14 protein-coding genes are annotated in these 15680 nt (G+C 67.9%); 7 read left to right on the top strand and 7 right to left on the bottom strand.

The window, feature by feature from the left end:
• Window positions 1–57 precede the first annotated feature (57 nt).
• Genes ACVTJA_RS17935 through ACVTJA_RS17925 form a run of 3 tightly spaced genes read right to left on the bottom strand, consistent with a single transcriptional unit; the run spans window position 58 to window position 4488 of the window.
• Window positions 58–1824, bottom strand: coding sequence for an ABC transporter ATP-binding protein (locus ACVTJA_RS17935; RefSeq protein ID WP_465840436.1), 1767 nt, complete (start codon window positions 1822–1824; stop codon window positions 58–60).
• On the bottom strand, window positions 1824–3632 hold the full coding sequence (locus ACVTJA_RS17930) for an ABC transporter ATP-binding protein (RefSeq protein ID WP_465837657.1): 1809 nt from the start codon (window positions 3630–3632) through the stop codon (window positions 1824–1826). The genes ACVTJA_RS17935 and ACVTJA_RS17930 overlap by 1 nt, the downstream gene beginning before the upstream one ends.
• Before the next feature lie 43 nt (window positions 3633–3675).
• Window positions 3676–4488: a helix-turn-helix domain-containing protein gene (locus ACVTJA_RS17925; RefSeq protein WP_465837655.1), complete on the bottom strand. Its 813-nt coding sequence runs from the start codon at window positions 4486–4488 to the stop codon at window positions 3676–3678.
• Window positions 4489–4594: 106 nt separating this feature from the next.
• Here ACVTJA_RS17925 and ACVTJA_RS17920 point away from each other — a divergent pair, with 106 nt between their 5' ends.
• On the top strand, window positions 4595–5284 hold the full coding sequence (locus ACVTJA_RS17920; protein WP_465837654.1) for a helix-turn-helix transcriptional regulator: 690 nt from the start codon (window positions 4595–4597) through the stop codon (window positions 5282–5284).
• Here the strand turns inward: ACVTJA_RS17920 and ACVTJA_RS17915 are convergent.
• The 3 genes from ACVTJA_RS17915 to ACVTJA_RS17905 all read right to left on the bottom strand — a co-directional run bounded on the left by ACVTJA_RS17915 (window position 5262) and on the right by ACVTJA_RS17905 (window position 8226).
• The gene (locus tag ACVTJA_RS17915) at window positions 5262–5771 is read right to left on the bottom strand and encodes a DinB family protein (RefSeq protein ID WP_465837652.1); all 510 of its coding nucleotides are present in this window, start codon (window positions 5769–5771) and stop codon (window positions 5262–5264) included. The genes ACVTJA_RS17920 and ACVTJA_RS17915 overlap by 23 nt on opposite strands.
• A gap of 117 nt (window positions 5772–5888) precedes the next feature.
• Window positions 5889–6962, bottom strand: coding sequence for a HEAT repeat domain-containing protein (locus tag ACVTJA_RS17910; RefSeq protein WP_465837650.1), 1074 nt, complete (start codon window positions 6960–6962; stop codon window positions 5889–5891).
• 130 nt (window positions 6963–7092) lie between these two features.
• Window positions 7093–8226, bottom strand: a complete 1134-nt coding sequence (locus ACVTJA_RS17905; protein WP_465837648.1) for a tetratricopeptide repeat protein — start codon at window positions 8224–8226, stop codon at window positions 7093–7095.
• 175 nt (window positions 8227–8401) lie between these two features.
• Here ACVTJA_RS17905 and ACVTJA_RS17900 point away from each other — a divergent pair, with 175 nt between their 5' ends.
• From ACVTJA_RS17900 to ACVTJA_RS17875, 6 genes are all read left to right on the top strand, one after another.
• Window positions 8402–9265 carry a zinc metalloprotease gene (locus ACVTJA_RS17900; RefSeq protein WP_465837647.1) on the top strand — a complete coding sequence of 288 codons (864 nt, stop codon included), beginning with the start codon at window positions 8402–8404 and terminating at the stop codon, window positions 9263–9265.
• Between the two features lie 36 nt (window positions 9266–9301).
• Window positions 9302–10657 carry a SitA5 family polymorphic toxin gene (sitA5, locus tag ACVTJA_RS17895; RefSeq protein WP_465837645.1) on the top strand — a complete coding sequence of 452 codons (1356 nt, stop codon included), beginning with the start codon at window positions 9302–9304 and terminating at the stop codon, window positions 10655–10657.
• Window positions 10657–11007, top strand: a complete 351-nt coding sequence (locus tag ACVTJA_RS17890; protein WP_465837643.1) for a DUF2019 domain-containing protein — start codon at window positions 10657–10659, stop codon at window positions 11005–11007. The genes sitA5 and ACVTJA_RS17890 overlap by 1 nt, the downstream gene beginning before the upstream one ends.
• A 55-nt stretch (window positions 11008–11062) precedes the next feature.
• Window positions 11063–11413 (top strand): DUF2019 domain-containing protein, encoded by a 351-nt coding sequence (locus tag ACVTJA_RS17885; protein ID WP_465840434.1) that lies wholly within the window; start codon window positions 11063–11065, stop codon window positions 11411–11413.
• 53 nt (window positions 11414–11466) lie between these two features.
• Complete coding sequence (locus ACVTJA_RS17880) at window positions 11467–12948, top strand: phytoene desaturase family protein (protein WP_465837641.1); 1482 nt, start codon at window positions 11467–11469, stop codon at window positions 12946–12948.
• A 161-nt stretch (window positions 12949–13109) separates the two neighbouring features.
• On the top strand, window positions 13110–13364 hold the full coding sequence (locus ACVTJA_RS17875; RefSeq protein ID WP_465837640.1) for a hypothetical protein: 255 nt from the start codon (window positions 13110–13112) through the stop codon (window positions 13362–13364).
• A 43-nt stretch (window positions 13365–13407) separates the two neighbouring features.
• Here ACVTJA_RS17875 and eutB read toward each other — a convergent pair whose 3' ends face one another.
• On the bottom strand, window positions 13408–15669 hold the full coding sequence (gene eutB / locus ACVTJA_RS17870) for an ethanolamine ammonia-lyase subunit EutB (RefSeq protein ID WP_465837639.1): 2262 nt from the start codon (window positions 15667–15669) through the stop codon (window positions 13408–13410).
• Window positions 15670–15680: the final 11 nt, after the last annotated feature.

Here is a 15680-nt window from a genome sequence, read left to right as displayed (position 1 = left end):
TGCCGTCCTCTCGCCGGGCTCGCGTCCGGCGAGAGGTGACGCCTCCTGACATTGGATTCAGCCCGCGACCCGCGCGGTCCCGCCGAGGTGCCAGCCCTTCGCCCGCTCCTGCTCTCGCCAGAGTGCGGCGTATACACCCTCCCGGGCGAGCAGCCCGTCGTGGTTGCCTGACTCCGCGACGCGCCCCTTGTCGAGCACGACAATCTGCTGCGCGCGTCGCACGGTGCGCAGTCGATGCGCGATCACCACGACGGTCTTCGTCCTGACCAGCGCGTCAATCGCGCGCTGTATCTCCGCTTCGGCCGACGCGTCGACGGAAGCTGTCGCTTCGTCGAGGAGCACGATGGGCGCGTCCTTGAGAATGGCGCGTGCGATGGAGAGACGCTGGCGCTCTCCGCCCGAGAGCGTTCCGCCTCCTTCGCCGAGCACGGTGTCGTAGCCGTCCGGCAACGCCGCGATGAAGTCATGCGCGCGCGCCGCCTTCGCCGCCTGCTCGACCTCCTCGCGTGAGGCGTCGGGACGCCCGACACGGAGGTTCTCCAGGACGGTCCCCGAGAAGAGGACGACGTCCTGGAACACCATCGCGATGTGCCGGTGCAGCTCCTCGAACGGCACGTCGCGGACGTCGACGCCGCCGATGCGGATGGCGCCCTTGCCGCGCGGGATGTCCCACAGCCGCGCGACCAGGTGGACCAACGTCGACTTCCCGGCCCCCGAAGCGCCGACGAGCGCGGTGAGCGAGCGCTCGGGGAACGTCACCGAGACGCCGTCGAGTACGGTCTGGTCTTCGTAGGCGAACGACACGGCGTCGACCTGCACGTCGAACCGCTGGACCTGCGCGGTCGGCGTGGGCGGCTCCACGAGCGGCTCCTCGGCGAGCAGCCGATTGACACGACCGAGCGCCCGCTGCGAGGCGCGCAACAGGAGCAGCGCCACACCGATGTCCGCGACCTGCCGCACCATGCCGACGGTGACGACGAGGAAGACGAGCAGCCCCCCCGGCTCAATCGAGCCGACCAGGGCCAGCGAGCTTCCTACGTAGGCCACCGCGACGAAGCTCACCTCGATGACGAAGCCGAACACGGCAAGCAGCGGCGAGGGCAGGACGTCGGCGCGAGTGAGGGCGTCGCGCAGGCGCTCCATGGCCCTGACGAGCCGCTGGTAGATTTCACCATGCCGGCCGAACGTGCGGAGCACGGCGATGCCCTGCACGTACTCGACCACGCGCGCACTGACGTCGGTGGTGGCTTCGAGTACCGCATCCACTTCCCGTACGAAGATCGGGGTGATTCTTGCCATCACCAGGAGCGCCGCCGGCAGCGCGGCCAGCACCACGAGGCCGAGGCGCAAATCGAGGAAGCACAGGCCGAGGCCGACCAACATGGGCAGCGCGAAGCTCGACGCGAAGACACCGATGGTGTGCGACCACAGGTCTTCGACGAGCGCGACGTCCGTGGTCAGCACGCCCGTGAGCTCGCCGCTCCGGCGCTGCGTGAAGAAACCCATCGGCAGGCGGCGCAGGTGGTCCGCGGTGCGGATGCGCGCCTGCCCCATGAGGGCATGGGCCGCCACGAAGATGTTCGACAGCGCGCCCCGCGAAAACACGAGGCGCAGCAGCACGGCGGTGACGATGCCCACCGTGACCTGGCCCGTCAGCGCCGGGGACAGCCGGTGCCCGAGCGCCTCTCGGATGAAGAAGAGGACCAGGGCGTAGGGCGCTGCGATGGCGACGGCCTCGGCGAAGGCGAAGAGCAGGCCTCGGCGAAGGCGCGCATCCTTTTTGCCGGCGAGCCGCTCACCGAGCAGGAAGACCTCTTGCAGCATCACGCCACCTCCTGTGCGATGGACGAAGGGCCGGGTTCGCCGAGGGACCAGTCGAGCGCCTCGGTATGGCTCTTCCACAAACGTTGGTAGAGGGCGCAGCGCGCGAGCAGCTCCGCGTGCGTCCCCTGGTCCTCCACGCGGCCGCCGTCCAGCACGACGATGTGGTCAGCGGTGGCGATGGTCGAGAGGCGATGCGCGACCACCAGCACCGTTCGCCCCGCGCACAGCTCCGACAGCGCTTCTTGGATGCGCGCCTCGTTCTCGGGGTCGGCGAACGCCGTCGCCTCGTCGAGAAGCAATACGGGCGCGTCCTTGAGCAGCGCGCGGGCAATCGACAGGCGCTGCTTCTCCCCGCCGGAGAGCCGCGCGCCGCGCTCTCCCAGGAGCGTGTCGTACCCGCGGGGCAACGCCTGGATGAAGTCGTGCGCGCGCGCGGCACGGCAGACAGCTTCGACCTGCTCGTCGGTGGCGTCCGGTCGAGCGAGGCGAAGGTTCTCGCGGACCGTCCCGTGGAAGAGGAACACGTCCTGGAACACCATCGAGATGTGCGAGAGCAACCCGTCGAGCTGGAGCGCTCGCACGTCGACGCCGCCGAGCTCGACGGCGCCGCTCGTCACCTCCCACAGCCTCGGCACCAGCCGCACGAGGGTCGTCTTGCCGGCGCCCGACGGCCCCACCAGCGCCGTGACCTTGCCGGATGGCGCTTCGAAGGACACGTCGTGGAGGACTTCGCGCCCATCAGCGTCGTAGCGAAAGCCGACGCCGCGGAACGCGAGGCCATGGTGCGCGGGCCGAGCAACGCTCCCGGCGCTCTCCAGGTCCGGCGTGGTGAGGATGGCCTGGATACGCGCGTTGCTCGCCTTGATGCGGTCGACGTTGCCCCACGCGAACATGAGCCGCATCATCGACATGAGGAGCTGCGGCCCGAGCACGAGGAAGAGCACCAGCGCCTCGAGGGACAGCGTGCCGCGGGTGTAGAGCCAACCGCCGATGGGGACGAGGACGACGAGGCTCGAGCCGATGAGCGCGCCGAACGCGCCGAAGCCCCGGCCGTTGGTGCGCATGAACCCCTCCATCCACGTCAGGCCATCCTCTATCGAGCGCGAGAGGTCACCGAAGCGCTGCGCCGTCAGGCCGAAGGTCTTGATGACGTGGATGCCCCGGAAGTATTCGAGCAGAGACGTATTCATCCGGCCCTGAATCTCGTTCCACTGCTGGTGGGCCTTGCCGACGTCGCGCATGGCGATGGCCATCGCCATCACGGCGAGCGGCGCCATCACCAGGCTGGCGAGCGCCATGCGCCAGTCGATCCAGAAGAGCGCCGTACCCGTCGCAATCGGGACGACGAACGAGGCCACCGCGTCCGGGAAGTGATGGGCGACGAACCCTTCAATCTGGTTCACGTCGTCCATCAGCGTCTTCTTCAGCTCCCCAGCGCCGCGATGACTGAAGAACGAGAGCGGGACCGCGCCGAGCTTCTTCGCGAGGCCGAGGCGGAGCGCGTGCAGGATGCGGAACGCGGCGACATGGGCAAGCATGTTCGCGGCGGCGACGAGAACGTAGCGAATGGCCAGCGCTCCGACCGCGACGAGGGCCAGCGAGCGAACGGCGTCGAGATCGGGCGGCGCCGCGTAGATGGCGGTCGCCATACGAGCGACGACGAAGAACGGCAGAAGGGCCAGCGCGGCGGCCAACGTGGACGTGAGGGCCGCGCTGGCGACGAGCGGCCCCTGCAGCGCGAGGAGCGCTCCGAGACCCGCGAGCGGGCGGTTCTCCGCTCTCTCAGTGGCGTGATTGCTTGAGCTCATGCCCCAAGCAGACGCCAGGAGAGCTCCCGCGTATTGGATCTTTTTACCCGTGGACCAGGACGTGGTCGGTGTCCGCGATTCGTGCCGCGAGGTACTCGCGCGGGCTCGACCCGGCGAGAGCGTGGAACTCGCGGATGAAGTGCGCCTGGTCGAAGTAGCCGTGCTCGCTGGCCAGGTCGGCGCCACGCAAGGCGCCGCGCTCCAGGTCGTGCAGTGCCGCTCGGAACCGCCGGACACGCCAGTAGGCCTTCGGGCTCAAGCCGACCTGCTCACGAAAGAGCGCCAGGAGGCGCTTCGGCGAGAGCCCCGTGCGGCGATTGACCTCCGCGACCGACGAAAGGTCAGGCTCCTCGAACGCGCTGAGGGACTCGCGAAGCGCGGGGCTCTGCTCGAACGAACGGCGTGCGCTTTGGAGAAGCGCTGTTTCCAGGAGGTGCACGCGCTCGGCCGGCGAGGGCGCGTCCATGAGCCGCTCACGCAGCGAGCGGCCCGCGGTGCCCCACAGCGCCTCCAGCGAGAGGATCTGCTCCGCGAGTGCATCGGCGGGGACATCGAAGAAAGGAAGGGCGCCGCCAGGCCTGAATTTGACGCCGACAATGGGGCCCAGAGAGGTGCCGATGATCAGCGGGCTGCTCCGTGCACCGCACACGATTGCGCCGGAGATGTCGGCGAACCCGCTCGTGCTCTCGCCGGCGTAGATGCGAACCGGACTCTCGACGAGAGGGACGATGAGCGCCTGCGCACCGATTGGCAGCACACGCTGTCGCGGTGCCTGCGCGACGTAGCTGTCGGAGACCCATAGGGATTCCACGAGCCGATCGAGCGGTGGCCTGGGTCGATAGAGCGTGTGCATCATGAGTTACGTTGGTAGCGCTTGTAGAAGAGAATGGAAAGCGGATGGAGGGAGCCAGGTGAGCAGGTCGGCACGGTTGGACGGTACGGTGTTCGCGTCGGGGACGCGGATGCTCTACGTGGGCCCTCTCGTTGCCACGAGGCGGCACGCGCACCATGCGGCCCAGATCGTCATCGCGCCGCGGGGGCTGGACATCGAGGACGGTGCCGACGGCCGCATTCGCGCCTGCACGGCCGTCATTCCCCCACACCAACTCCATGGACACGGTGCGTGCACACATGGCGCCCTTCTGTTCCTCGACGGAGACGACCTGGCGAGCCGAGCACTCTCTCGTAACGCCGAGCCTCGGTGCGAAACGTGGAAGCGCGACACGCTCGAGGTGGAGGTGCCTCTCCATCCGACGCCGGAGCAGGCACGCGCTCTCATCGACTCGATTCTCTCCGCCCTCGACCTGCATCAGCCACCGAGGCCGCGACACCCGGCGGCACGCCGGATGTGCGCGTATCTCGACGGCTCCGACCCCGTCGACCTCGCGAGCCTTTCACACGAGGCCGGGCTCTCGCCCCGGCAGATGCGTCATGCCTTCGCGCGGGACGTCGGGCTCCCGATGCGCGCGTATCTGCGGTGGAAGCGCCTGCGCCGCGCCATCGCCGAGGTGGAGAAAGGAGCGAGCCTGAGTACCGCCGCGGTCTCCGCCGGGTTCGCGGACAGCGCCCACCTGAGCCGCGTCTTCCGGGAGCAGTTCGGCATGACGCCAACGCAGGGGCTGAGCTCGGTCACGTGGCGGACGCTCGACTGACGATGAACTCGGGGAAGCCGTCCCTCCGGCGCGGCATCCCGGCTTGAATCATGATGACGTCCACGTTTCCACGATGATGGATGGTGTGGGTGACCACGTGGAGGAGCATCGTGGCGGCGGTCATCGTCACGACCTTCCCGTCGGTGAAGCGCACATCGCGAGGCCGTGCGAGCTCCTCCGGTGAGAGCGACGCCGCGGTATCCACATACCAGCGGTCGATGGCCTCGGATTCACGGTCAAGCTCCTCGAGTGAGGGAAAGACCGCCCTCTGTGTAGACGTGTAGCCGTGCGAAACGCCCTGCAGGTGGGCCTGGAAGACGCATCTGACGACATGGATGTGATCGAGGGCCCGCCTGATCAAGTCCGAGCCCGTCTGCGACTCGAAGGAATCGACCGCGCGAAGGGCGGCGAAGAGCTGTCGGTTGGCCCACGCGTTGTGAGTGACGAGCAGTTGGAGGGGCGACGCTGCCGGGAGGTGATTGTTCATACCTCCCAAAATAGGGAGCGCCCGGACGGAGCGCTTGAACGCAACGGCGGACCCGACGGCAAGTCCTTCATGAGGCCAACTGACTCAAGACTTCTTTCTGAAACCCCAGGACTCCAGTTAGAGCCTTGCGCGTAGCTCGGCGGCAAGGTCCTGCAGTAGCTGAGGGCCGCCATGCAATCGGGAGCCGATTTCCTGCCATCTTGTGTCGGGCGGAACACCTCGGCGATACAGCTTATTAGCGTAGCCCGCCAGCCAGGAAGTGGGGCTCCACCCCACCTGGCCGAGCAGGAGCAGAAGAATGATTTCGGCGCGCTTGGTGCCGAACCAGTCCCCCAGGTTTCCAACGTCGAAGAACGGCGAAAGTCGATTGAACGCGTCGGACGGAGGTGCGCCGAGAAGCACAACGTACGCAGCGTGGGCCAGGGAATGACGTACTGGTCCGTTATCAAGCTCTCCCCGCGGCCTCATGGGATGCCCATCGTTCGCACCAGGGAGCCCTTCGGCCAGTACCGCGTAGGCGTTGTTGCTGGAGCCCCGCAAGAGCTCGCTCGCCGCCGCGGCCTTCACATCGACATCAGGATGCGTTCTCAACCAGGAGAGCAGGTCTGCCTCCATTTCTGGATACGCACGCTGCACGAGGAGCTGCAACAGGCCGCTGCTGCCAGCGCTCCCTGTGACGGCCCTGCGACGGCGCGCCCGGAGTTGTCGGTCCTCGTCGGTCACCGGTTCCACTTGCGAGCGCGCCAGGTCTTCGAGCAGCGACCGCAACCGCTCGCGAATCCGAACCGTCGCGGCAGTGCCGCGGTGCTCGTGAAGGGCACGAAGCGCGGCGCTCGAGACGAGGGGACTGTCCACGGTGGCTTGAAGCAGGGCGGTGAGTGCCGACTCGCCATGAACCTGAGACAGGGCTTCGGCGGCTGCAGCGCGGGCATCGGAGTCCTGGTCGGGCATCGCGAGAATGGCGAGAGCACTCTCTTCCACCGTCTCCGGGGCGACTCGCGCGAGCGCCTGAATGGCCGCGGCAACAACCGCGGGAGACCCGTCTCGAATGGCAAGGAGAAGAAACGGAGCAGCCGCGGATCCGAAGCGCTCCGCGAGCTCGCGGATGCGCTCGGCATCGACGAGGTTGCCCCGGACGCTGATCTGCTCGAGGGCTCGAGCCAGCTCGGCTTCCGTGTTCTGGGTGCCCATGAAAACCAAGATATTGTGGATTTCAGTCTTGCCTCAAGCCATGTCCTGCCAGGCGCCTTCTCCACCGGCACGGCGAAGGACCTGGAGGACTCCTGGAGTGAGGTGAAGCGCAAGCCGCCCCGGTAGTCCCTCACAGGTCGATGCCGCTCATCGACACCAGGACGTGCTTGCGCACGTAGGCCTTCAAACGCTGGCGCGCGGCATCATCCAACGTGAGCACGATTTGCGGGTGCACGCGGGAGCCCACCTCGAAAAGCACCGCCTCCAGCAGCATGCCGTCTTGTGCAATGTCATACAGCCGGTCCAGCGAGGGGTCCGACGTGTCCGTCTTCCCCTGCTGCTTCTGGTCCTCGTGCACGACGAGCGCGGCGCCGAGGCACTCCAGCTCCTCGATGGAGTTGAAGTGCTCCTCGGTGGTGCCGGTCATCTCCTTCCGGTGCGAGGGCTCGCCAATCCATAACGCCTTGCAGTTGGCGAAGGCGAACCAGCCGAGGTCATGGTTCGGGTCGAACTGGATGGTGACGCCCTCGCCCGAGCGCTCCGCGTAGCCGCGCGGGACGATGGCGTCCTCGCGGACGATGAGCCCCAGGTGCGAGTTGTTGCGGAAGAACTGGCGGATGACGGAGTAGCGAGGGTTGAGCGTCAGGCACTGTGCCCACGCGTCGAGCGCCTCATCGAAGCGCCCCAGCTTCCCGAGCGCATTGCCCAGGAAGAACCACGAGCGGTGGTCGTTCGGATTGAGCTCGACGGCCTTGCGGTAGTACCCGAGCGCGGTGGCCGCGTCGTCCGAGAAGTAGGCCGCGTCGCCGCGGAAGTTCCAGGCCATGTAGCAGTCCGGGCACACCTCGGTGGCGCGCGCGTAGAGCTTCCCCGCCTCCGCGTACTTCTTCGCCTGGAAGAGGGGCTCGGACTCGTCGAGCAGCTTGCGCGCCTGCGGGTTCTCCGGCCACTCGCGGATGACGCGCTCGCCGTCCTTCGCCACCACGCGGGGGAACTGCACCTCCTCCACGCGCTGCGGCCACAGCGCGTCCGCCCAGCCTCCCGGCGGCGAGTCCTTTCCCTCCACGCGGTAGGACACCGACGACTCCTCCAGGCGCCTGGCGATTTCCGCGGGCGAGAGGAAGCGCGGGTGCTCTGGCGCGGTCTCCGCTGGCGTGGCGCGCGTCGGCGGGGAGGCCTCCGCCTGCGACGCGACCGCGGGCTTCTGCGTGGACGCACAACCCAGGACGAGCGCACAGCCGGCGGCAATGAGCGAGCGGTTCAAGCGGGAGGGGCCTTTCCGTGGAAGCAGCGCCCCCAGTCTACGCGCGTGGCACCGGGTCATCGCGCACCCAAAATGAAATGACACGGCCCTGGCGCGCCGCGCCTCGTTTTCCTCCGCTGGCAGGAAGTACGGTTCTCGCTGGTATGTGACTGGAGTTGCGCACACAGGAGGAGACATGCGGATGCAGAAGCGGAGCAGCACGCTGTGGCTCGCCGTGGGAGGCCTGCTGGCGGTGGGATGTGGCGGGACGCTGGAGGTGGAGGAGCCGGCCTCCGCCGTGGTGGAGGAGGCGCGGTGCGGCACCGGTGACGCGGACGTGACGGAGCTGGCGCGAGTGGAGACGGAGCTGGCGGCGCACGCGGTGCGCGAGATGCGGCTGCCGGGCTCGGTGCGCGTGCCTACGTACGTGCACGTCATCCGCAAGGGGACGGGCACGGCGAATGGAGACGTGCCGGACTCGGTCATCAGCGCGCAGCTCGCGGTGCTCAACAGTGCGTACAGCGCCACGCCGTTCTACTTCGACCTGGTGACCACCACGCGGACGACGAATGCCACGTGGTACGTGATGTCGCCGGGGAGCTCGGCGGAGCGGACGGCGAAGTCGGCGCTGCGCCGGGGTGGAAAGGAGTCGCTCAACCTGTACCTCGCGAGCCCTGGCGGCGGGCTGCTCGGCTGGGCGACCTTCCCGTGGAGCTATGCCTCCAGCCCGGTGATTGATGGCGTGGTGATGCTGAACTCGACGCTGCCGGGTGGCACGGCGGCGCCGTACAACCAGGGCGACAGCACGGTGCACGAGGTGGGGCACTGGCTGGGCCTCAATCACACGGTGCAGGGCTGCTCGGTGGATGACGGCGTGGCGGACACGCCGAGGTCCGCGGGCTCGTCCACCGCGTGCACGGACGGACTGGACACGTGCCCCGCGGACCCGGGCCTGGACCCCGTGCACAACTACATGGGCTACACGGACGACGCCTGCATGTTCGAGTTCACGCCCGGCCAGGGCGCGCGCATGGACAGCATGGCGCTCATGTATCGCTGAGTGGCGAGCCGTCCACGGGCGCCAGGAGGGCTCCGCATGCTGCCACGATGGTCGATTCCCCTACTGCTCGTGAGTCTGGCCGGATGCAGCGGCACCACGAAGTCTGTGCGCCTTCACACGGGCCACGGCGAACCCATCGTCCTCGCTCTACGCAGCGGCGATGCCGCGCCGGTGGAACTGGACGAAGGCGACTTCGTTGAAGCCGTAGAAGCGCTGGCCCGGAGCGTGCGGCCTTCCACTCGTCCCCAGGAAACGGCCCGGCGGTTGTTCGAGGTGGATGCACGCAGCGGCTCGTACCTGTACGAGCCACGCGGCCACCGCGTCATCCCGCTGGGACCAGGCGAACACCTGGAGGGCGAACAACCCGAGGCAGAGGTGGAGTTGACGCGCGCCTACCTGCGTTGGTGCGAGCGCACGAACAAGTCCGGCGATTGCCTGCGCCTCCTGATGGAGAGCCCCACTGTCACCGGGGATGGCCGTTACGCCCTGGCCATGGCCCTGGCCCAGGGCGTCGTGTTGGACGAGATGATGGACGCATTCAAGGACATGGCCGACCCCCAGGCCATGATGTCGGCGGCTCTTTGGACGTGGACCACGTACTGCATCTTGCTCGCGGTGCCCGAGCCTTTCTCGAAGGGCGTGGCCGCCGTGATGACCGCTTCGCTCATTGCCTACGTAGGGGTCGATACGTTCTGGAGCCTCATCGTGGGCTTCAAGCGGTTGATGGAGGAAGCGGAACAGGCCACCACGTTTGACGAGCTACGCGAGGCGGGGGGGCGCTACGGAAAGGTCATGGGCCGCAACGCGGCGCGCGCGTTCGCCATGTTGGCCACGGCCGCCATTGGGAACACGGCGGCGGGGCTGGGGGCGAAGGTGCCAAAGCTCCCCGGCGCCGCGCAGGCGGCGGTGCAGGCCGAAGCACAGGTGGGCATCAGGCTCGCGGCGGTCGCGGAAGTGGGAACGGTGGCCGTGAGTGCCGAGACCGTCACCATCGCCCTCGCGCCCGGCGCTGTGGCCATGGCGGCCAGCGGCACGAGTAGCGGCGCCTCCGCCAAGGCGCGTCCCTCGGGCTACAGGGCCTGGGGCTCGTTCAGTGGCTTCAAGAAGGCCATGGGCCCGGCGGGCCAGAACAAGCAGTGGCACCACATCGTCGAGCAGACTCCGGGCAACGTGAATCGCTTCGGCCCCCAGGCCCTCCACAACACCGAGAACATCATCCCGCTGGACAAGGCCCTACATAGCGACGTCAGCGCGTTCTTTTCGTCGATTCGCCATTCGGTCACGCAGTCGTATACACAGACCGTGAGGCAGTGGTTGAGCACACAGTCCTACGAGGTCCAACGCGAGTTCGGGCTGTTGGCCATCGAGAACGTGAAGAAGAGGGTCTGGTGATGACGCTGGAAGAACTGGTCGATCAATTCGCGCGGAACGTCGCGGCCCAGACGGATGCCATTCATCGAGGAGATGCCAGGACAGGGAACAAGCACGCCAGGCAGTACACTGCCGCGCTTCAGGCGCTACGCGCGCAGGGAGATACTGGGCGAGACGCCCTCGCCGTGCTGCTAAAGCATCCGCGTACGGATGTTCGCGCCATGGCGGCTGGGTTCTTGCTCCGCTACCGGACGGCAGAAGCCAAGGCCGTGTTGGAGGCTGCGGCGAAGGAAGGAGGCATCGGCGCCCTCGACGCAATCATGACCCTGAGGCACTGGGAGAACGGAACCTGGGCGCTTGATCCGGAGTAGGCCAACGTGAGTTGGGGCTGCTGGCCATCAAGAACATCAGGAAGGGGCTCTGGTGGTGAAGTTGGAGGATCTTGTCGAGCAGTTCGCGCTGAACGTGGAGGAGCAGAACGAGGCCATCCTGCGGGGAGACGCCAAGACCGGGAACAAGCACGCCAGGAAGTACGGTGCCGCCGTCGATAAGCTCCTGGCCCACGGCAATGCCGGACGTGATGCTCTCGCCGCGCTGCTCAAGCATGAGCGAATGGACGTGCGCGTGATGGCTGCCGCACATCTGCTCCGTTATCGGACGGCCGAAGCCAAAGCGGTCCTTGACGAAGCTGCCAAGGGACAGGGGCTGGTCCCGTTCGGAGCGCAGCAGGCATTGAAACGCTGGGAAGAAGGAACCTGGGCGCTCGATCCGGAATAGCGCTCCTCGGATGCAGTGCTCCTGCCGGCGGGAGCTGGGGCATCCTCTCGAGGATGATGTCGAGCACCTGGTACGACGCGGTGGTGGTGGGCGCGGGCTTCGGCGGGCTCGCCACGGCGCTGGAGCTGGCGCGGCGGGGCGCTCGCGTGGCGCTGTGCGAGACGCTGAACTACCCCGGCGGCTGCGCCAGCACCTTCCGCCGAGAAGGCCACGCCTTCGAGGCGGGGGCCACGCTGTTCTCCGGCTTCGAACCGCATCAGCTCTTCGGCCGGTGGATTCGCGAGCACGGCATGGCCGTGACAGTGGACTGGCTGGACCCGGTGGTGGAGCTGCGCACGCCAGAGCTTCAGTTGCCGATACACCGGGACAAGGCGCGCTTCATCGAGTCACTGTGTGCCCTGCCCGGCGCGCCCGTGGATGGCATCCGTCGCCTGTTCGCGTTGCAGGCCCAGGTGGCTGAAGCGCTCTGGCCGCTGTTCGATGACCCGGCGTTGCTGCCGCCGCTGAATGCGCGGGCCCTGCTGCGCCACTCGGGACGCGCGCTCCAATACGCGCCGCTGCTGCGGTGGATGGGACGTCCATTGGACGCGGTGCTGGAGAAGCTGGGGCTCACGGGCTTCGAGCCGCTGCGCACGTACCTGGATGCGCTCTGTCAAATCACCGTGCAGTGCAGCGCGGCCGAAGCCGAGGCTCCGTTCGCGCTCGCGGCGATGGACTACTACTGGCGCGGCACGGGCCACGTGCGGGGCGGCATCGGCAAGCTGGCGGAGGCGATGGCGAAGGCGGTGGAATCGCGCGGCGGCACGGTGCTGCTGGCCAACCGCGTGAAGTCCATCACCAAGGTGTCCGGTGGCTGGAGCGTGGCATCGCGTAAGGGCGAGCTGAGAGCACGGCACGTCGTCGCCAACCTGCTGCCGCGAGGCGTGCTCCGCCTGCTCGGAATGACGGCGGAACAGCTCCCCCGGCTGGACGCCATGTCCGAGCGCATCGCCGAGGGCTGGGGCGCGGCGATGCTCTATCTCGTGGTGAAGGCCCCGGAGCATGAGGGCGGCAGCGCGCACCACCTGGAGCTGGTGCGAGACTCACGCGCGCCGTTCATCGAAGGCAATCACCTGTTCATGTCCATCAGCGGCGCGTCGGACGAAGGCCGAGCCCCTGAAGGCCACCGCACGGTGACGGTGTCCACGCACGTGCCATTGAAGACGCTGGCGCGGCTGCCACCGGAGGAACAGGGACGCTACCTGGGAGGCATCCAGGAGCGCATGCAGCAGGGGCTGGAACTGCTCGCACCCGAGTGGATGGCCGGGCTCACGCACACGATGACGGCCTCACCCCGCACGTATCAGCGCTTCACGCAGCGGGAGGGGGGCGCGGTAGGCGGAGTGCCCCGGCGCGCGGGCCTGGGCAACTACCGGAACCTGGGCCCCGTGCAGGTCATGGATGGACTGTGGCTCGTCGGAGATTCGGTGTTCCCCGGTCAGAGCACATTGGCCACGGCCGTGGGCGGAGTGCGCACGGCCGCCCGCATCACCTGACTCCCGACAGGGCCTCACGACTCCGCCCGCATGGTATTGGCTCAACTGCAACGGAGTGGCTACGGCATATTCATGGCTTTTCGTCCCCGCCCGCATGGTGACGTCTGGGATTGACTGGTATCCTTTCCACGCAGTCCTCCTCTGATGAAAGGCTGGTCACCATGTCGAAGTGGCTTGCAGTCACCCTGGGCGCGGTCATCGGACTCGGTGTTGGCATCTCTCCCATTGGGAAGGCAGAGGCGCAGGAGGCCCCAGGCTATGCAGGCCCCTGCTACCTGCACCTCATCTGCAACAACGGCATGTCCCTGGAATGCTCGGGCGCGTGGGACTGCGACTACCGAACGGATGCTCCGGGCAGCCCGGGCTGGATCAAGTGCGATGGCGCGGGTTGGAGCTGCAACGGGGACGTCTCGTAGCGAAACTCCTGAAGGCGCTGGATGACCGTTGCTCCAGCGCCCGTCAGGCCCCACGAGCCTCCACGGTCCCACCGGCCGTGGGCGGCTCATTCCGCGCCGCCGCCGCCAGCTCCGCGAGGATTCGCACCGCTTCACGAGCCGCAGCCTCGGGCCGCACGCTCGTATCCGAGATGCCGGCAATCAACCGCGTGATGTCGTGGTCCACCCTGCCCTGCACGCCCCACGCTCTCGCGGACGGAGCACTCAGGTACGCGGAGAAGGCATGGTGCCCCGAGCCCGGCCGCTCGCCGATGACGTGCACCAGTGCTCGCGGTGCCGACGCCTCCACGTCACCGAACAACAACTCGCCTACCTGGTAGCCCGCGCGCACGCGGCCGTACTTCACCACCAGGTGCTCCGGCGCCACGCGCCAGCCCGCCGCCGTCAGCTCGCGGCGCAGCTCCGTGAGGAACGGATTCAGGTGCCCCTCGTCCATCAATGAGCGCGCGTCCAGTCCATCCGAGATGACAATCTGCGCGTCCCACTGCCCCGCGTGCCGCAGCCGCAGCATCCGCACCGCGAGCTCCGACTCCGAGTCCAACCGCTCACCCGACGGCGGATGCAGGATGTAGTCGCGCCGGTCCTCCGAGCACGTCCGCAGCGTCACCGCGTCCGATAGCTGCGCCACCGCTGCATCGGACAGCTCCGACCAGAGGCCCACCTTGGCGTCCTCGTACAGCGCGCGCAGCTCGCGCTCCAGCGAGGGTTCCAAATCGTACGTCCGCGCTCCGTGCCCCACCGCCAGCGGCACACTGCGCTCGCGCACCGCCGCCATCTCCCGCTTCGCCTCCGCGAGCACCTCCGCGTCCGGGCGCGTGTCCCCCTTCCGACGCCGGTACTGGAGGTACACCCACGCCGGGTCGCCGAAGTGCTCCGTGGGCCGGCCCTGCGCGTCGATGACGCCCAGCTCCTGGAAGAAGGCCCACATCCGGTCATCCACCTTGAGGCCGTACTTCTCGCGCAGCCGGACGTGGTCCTGGAACGCCGTCGTCAGGTAGCTGAGCATCGGGTCGTTCCGCGTGGGCAACGCCATCAGGTAGCCCGGCCCCGCGGGCGCCACCTGCTCCTGGCACCAGCCCAGGTCGTCCAGCGACACGTCCATGTGCAGCGTGGAGCACACGTCCAGGCCAATCATCAGCCCGTGCAGCTTGCCCATGACGATGTCTTCCAGGCAGCAGCGCACGAGCTGCTCCTTCGTCCGGAACACCTCCGGCCCGATGAAGCCCGCCACGTCATTCACGTGCACCCACGGCTCCGGCTTCTGCCCCGCTCCGAGCTGCGCCAGCGCCACGCGAGCCTTCAGTGCCCGCGCGAAGCCGTACTTGCGCGACTCGTGGATGAGCATGTCGCAGCCGTGGTGGTGCCCATTCGTCGCGTCCGCGCCCTGCCCCGTCTCGAAGTAGAGCCCGAACTTCCCGGTGCGGCTCGCCGCGTGCCGCACCATCTTCTCAATCGTCACGTCGAAGGTGCGGTTGGCCGCCTCGTTACCGCCGAGGCTCTGGAACCAGATGCCGGTGGTGCCCGGCTGCTCGGCCTCCACCTGCGCCTGCACGTCGATGTGCGAGAGCACGCAGTGGGGCATCACCTCCGTCAGCCCGAAGGTGACGAGGATGTCGAGCAGCGCGGACTCCACCGCCGCCACGGACCCGGGCACCGAGGACACGGGGTTGGTGCCCAGCACCACGTCGCCCACCGCGAAGGACCAGCCGTTGAACACCTGCCAGCGGATGTCGTCCGGGTGGTCCGTGGGCGAGTTCGGCTGGATGCGCGCGCCCAGGTAGCCCTTCGCGCCCAGCTTGCTACCGGGCAGTGGGTGGAAGATGCGCGCGCCCACCGCCGTGAGCTCCGCGTCGCTCATCAGCTTCACGACGCAGGCGATGACGTCGCTGCCCAGCCCACCGAGGATGGCATGCACCTCCGCCTCGGGAGCGGTGAGCAGGAACTGCTTCAGCTGCCCCAGCGTCCAGTCGGACAACCGGGCGAGCAGCTCCCCGTCCAACCCTTCCAACATGAAGGCATGGAGCCTGTCCTCGAAGGGCGGATGTGCGTGGATGGCGCCCAGCCTCGTGCGGGCCAGCAGCGTGCGGGCATTGGCGCGGGACACCTCGTCCGCGGCGGCGATGCCGAGGGCCTCGTCGCCCTCCTTGAAGGCGTTGGCCGCGCCCAGGAGCTGCTGGTAGAGGCGCGAATCGAAGGAACCCCGAACCCGGTGGATGTAGCCGAAGACATCCTCGCCGGTGAGGACATCACGAAGGCTCACGCTCATGGCGCCGGACA

It is taken from the genome of Pyxidicoccus sp. M6 (genome assembly GCF_055568925.1).
The sequence above is the reverse complement of the archived record's forward strand: the minus strand, read 5'-3'. Positions and strand labels throughout refer to the sequence as shown.

Coding starts and splice junctions, on each gene's coding strand:
- ACVTJA_RS17935 (WP_465840436.1), bottom strand. CDS start 1,824: ATGCTGCAAGAGGTCTTCCTGCTCGGTGAGCGGCTCGCCGGCAAAAAG.
- ACVTJA_RS17930 (WP_465837657.1), bottom strand. CDS start 3,632: ATGAGCTCAAGCAATCACGCCACTGAGAGAGCGGAGAACCGCCCGCTC.
- ACVTJA_RS17925 (WP_465837655.1), bottom strand. CDS start 4,488: ATGATGCACACGCTCTATCGACCCAGGCCACCGCTCGATCGGCTCGTG.
- ACVTJA_RS17920 (WP_465837654.1), top strand. CDS start 4,595: ATGCTCTACGTGGGCCCTCTCGTTGCCACGAGGCGGCACGCGCACCAT.
- ACVTJA_RS17915 (WP_465837652.1), bottom strand. CDS start 5,771: ATGAACAATCACCTCCCGGCAGCGTCGCCCCTCCAACTGCTCGTCACT.
- ACVTJA_RS17910 (WP_465837650.1), bottom strand. CDS start 6,962: ATGGGCACCCAGAACACGGAAGCCGAGCTGGCTCGAGCCCTCGAGCAG.
- ACVTJA_RS17900 (WP_465837647.1), top strand. CDS start 8,402: ATGCGGATGCAGAAGCGGAGCAGCACGCTGTGGCTCGCCGTGGGAGGC.
- sitA5 (WP_465837645.1), top strand. CDS start 9,302: ATGCTGCCACGATGGTCGATTCCCCTACTGCTCGTGAGTCTGGCCGGA.
- ACVTJA_RS17890 (WP_465837643.1), top strand. CDS start 10,657: ATGACGCTGGAAGAACTGGTCGATCAATTCGCGCGGAACGTCGCGGCC.
- ACVTJA_RS17880 (WP_465837641.1), top strand. CDS start 11,467: ATGATGTCGAGCACCTGGTACGACGCGGTGGTGGTGGGCGCGGGCTTC.
- ACVTJA_RS17875 (WP_465837640.1), top strand. CDS start 13,110: ATGTCGAAGTGGCTTGCAGTCACCCTGGGCGCGGTCATCGGACTCGGT.
- eutB (WP_465837639.1), bottom strand. CDS start 15,669: ATGAGCGTGAGCCTTCGTGATGTCCTCACCGGCGAGGATGTCTTCGGC.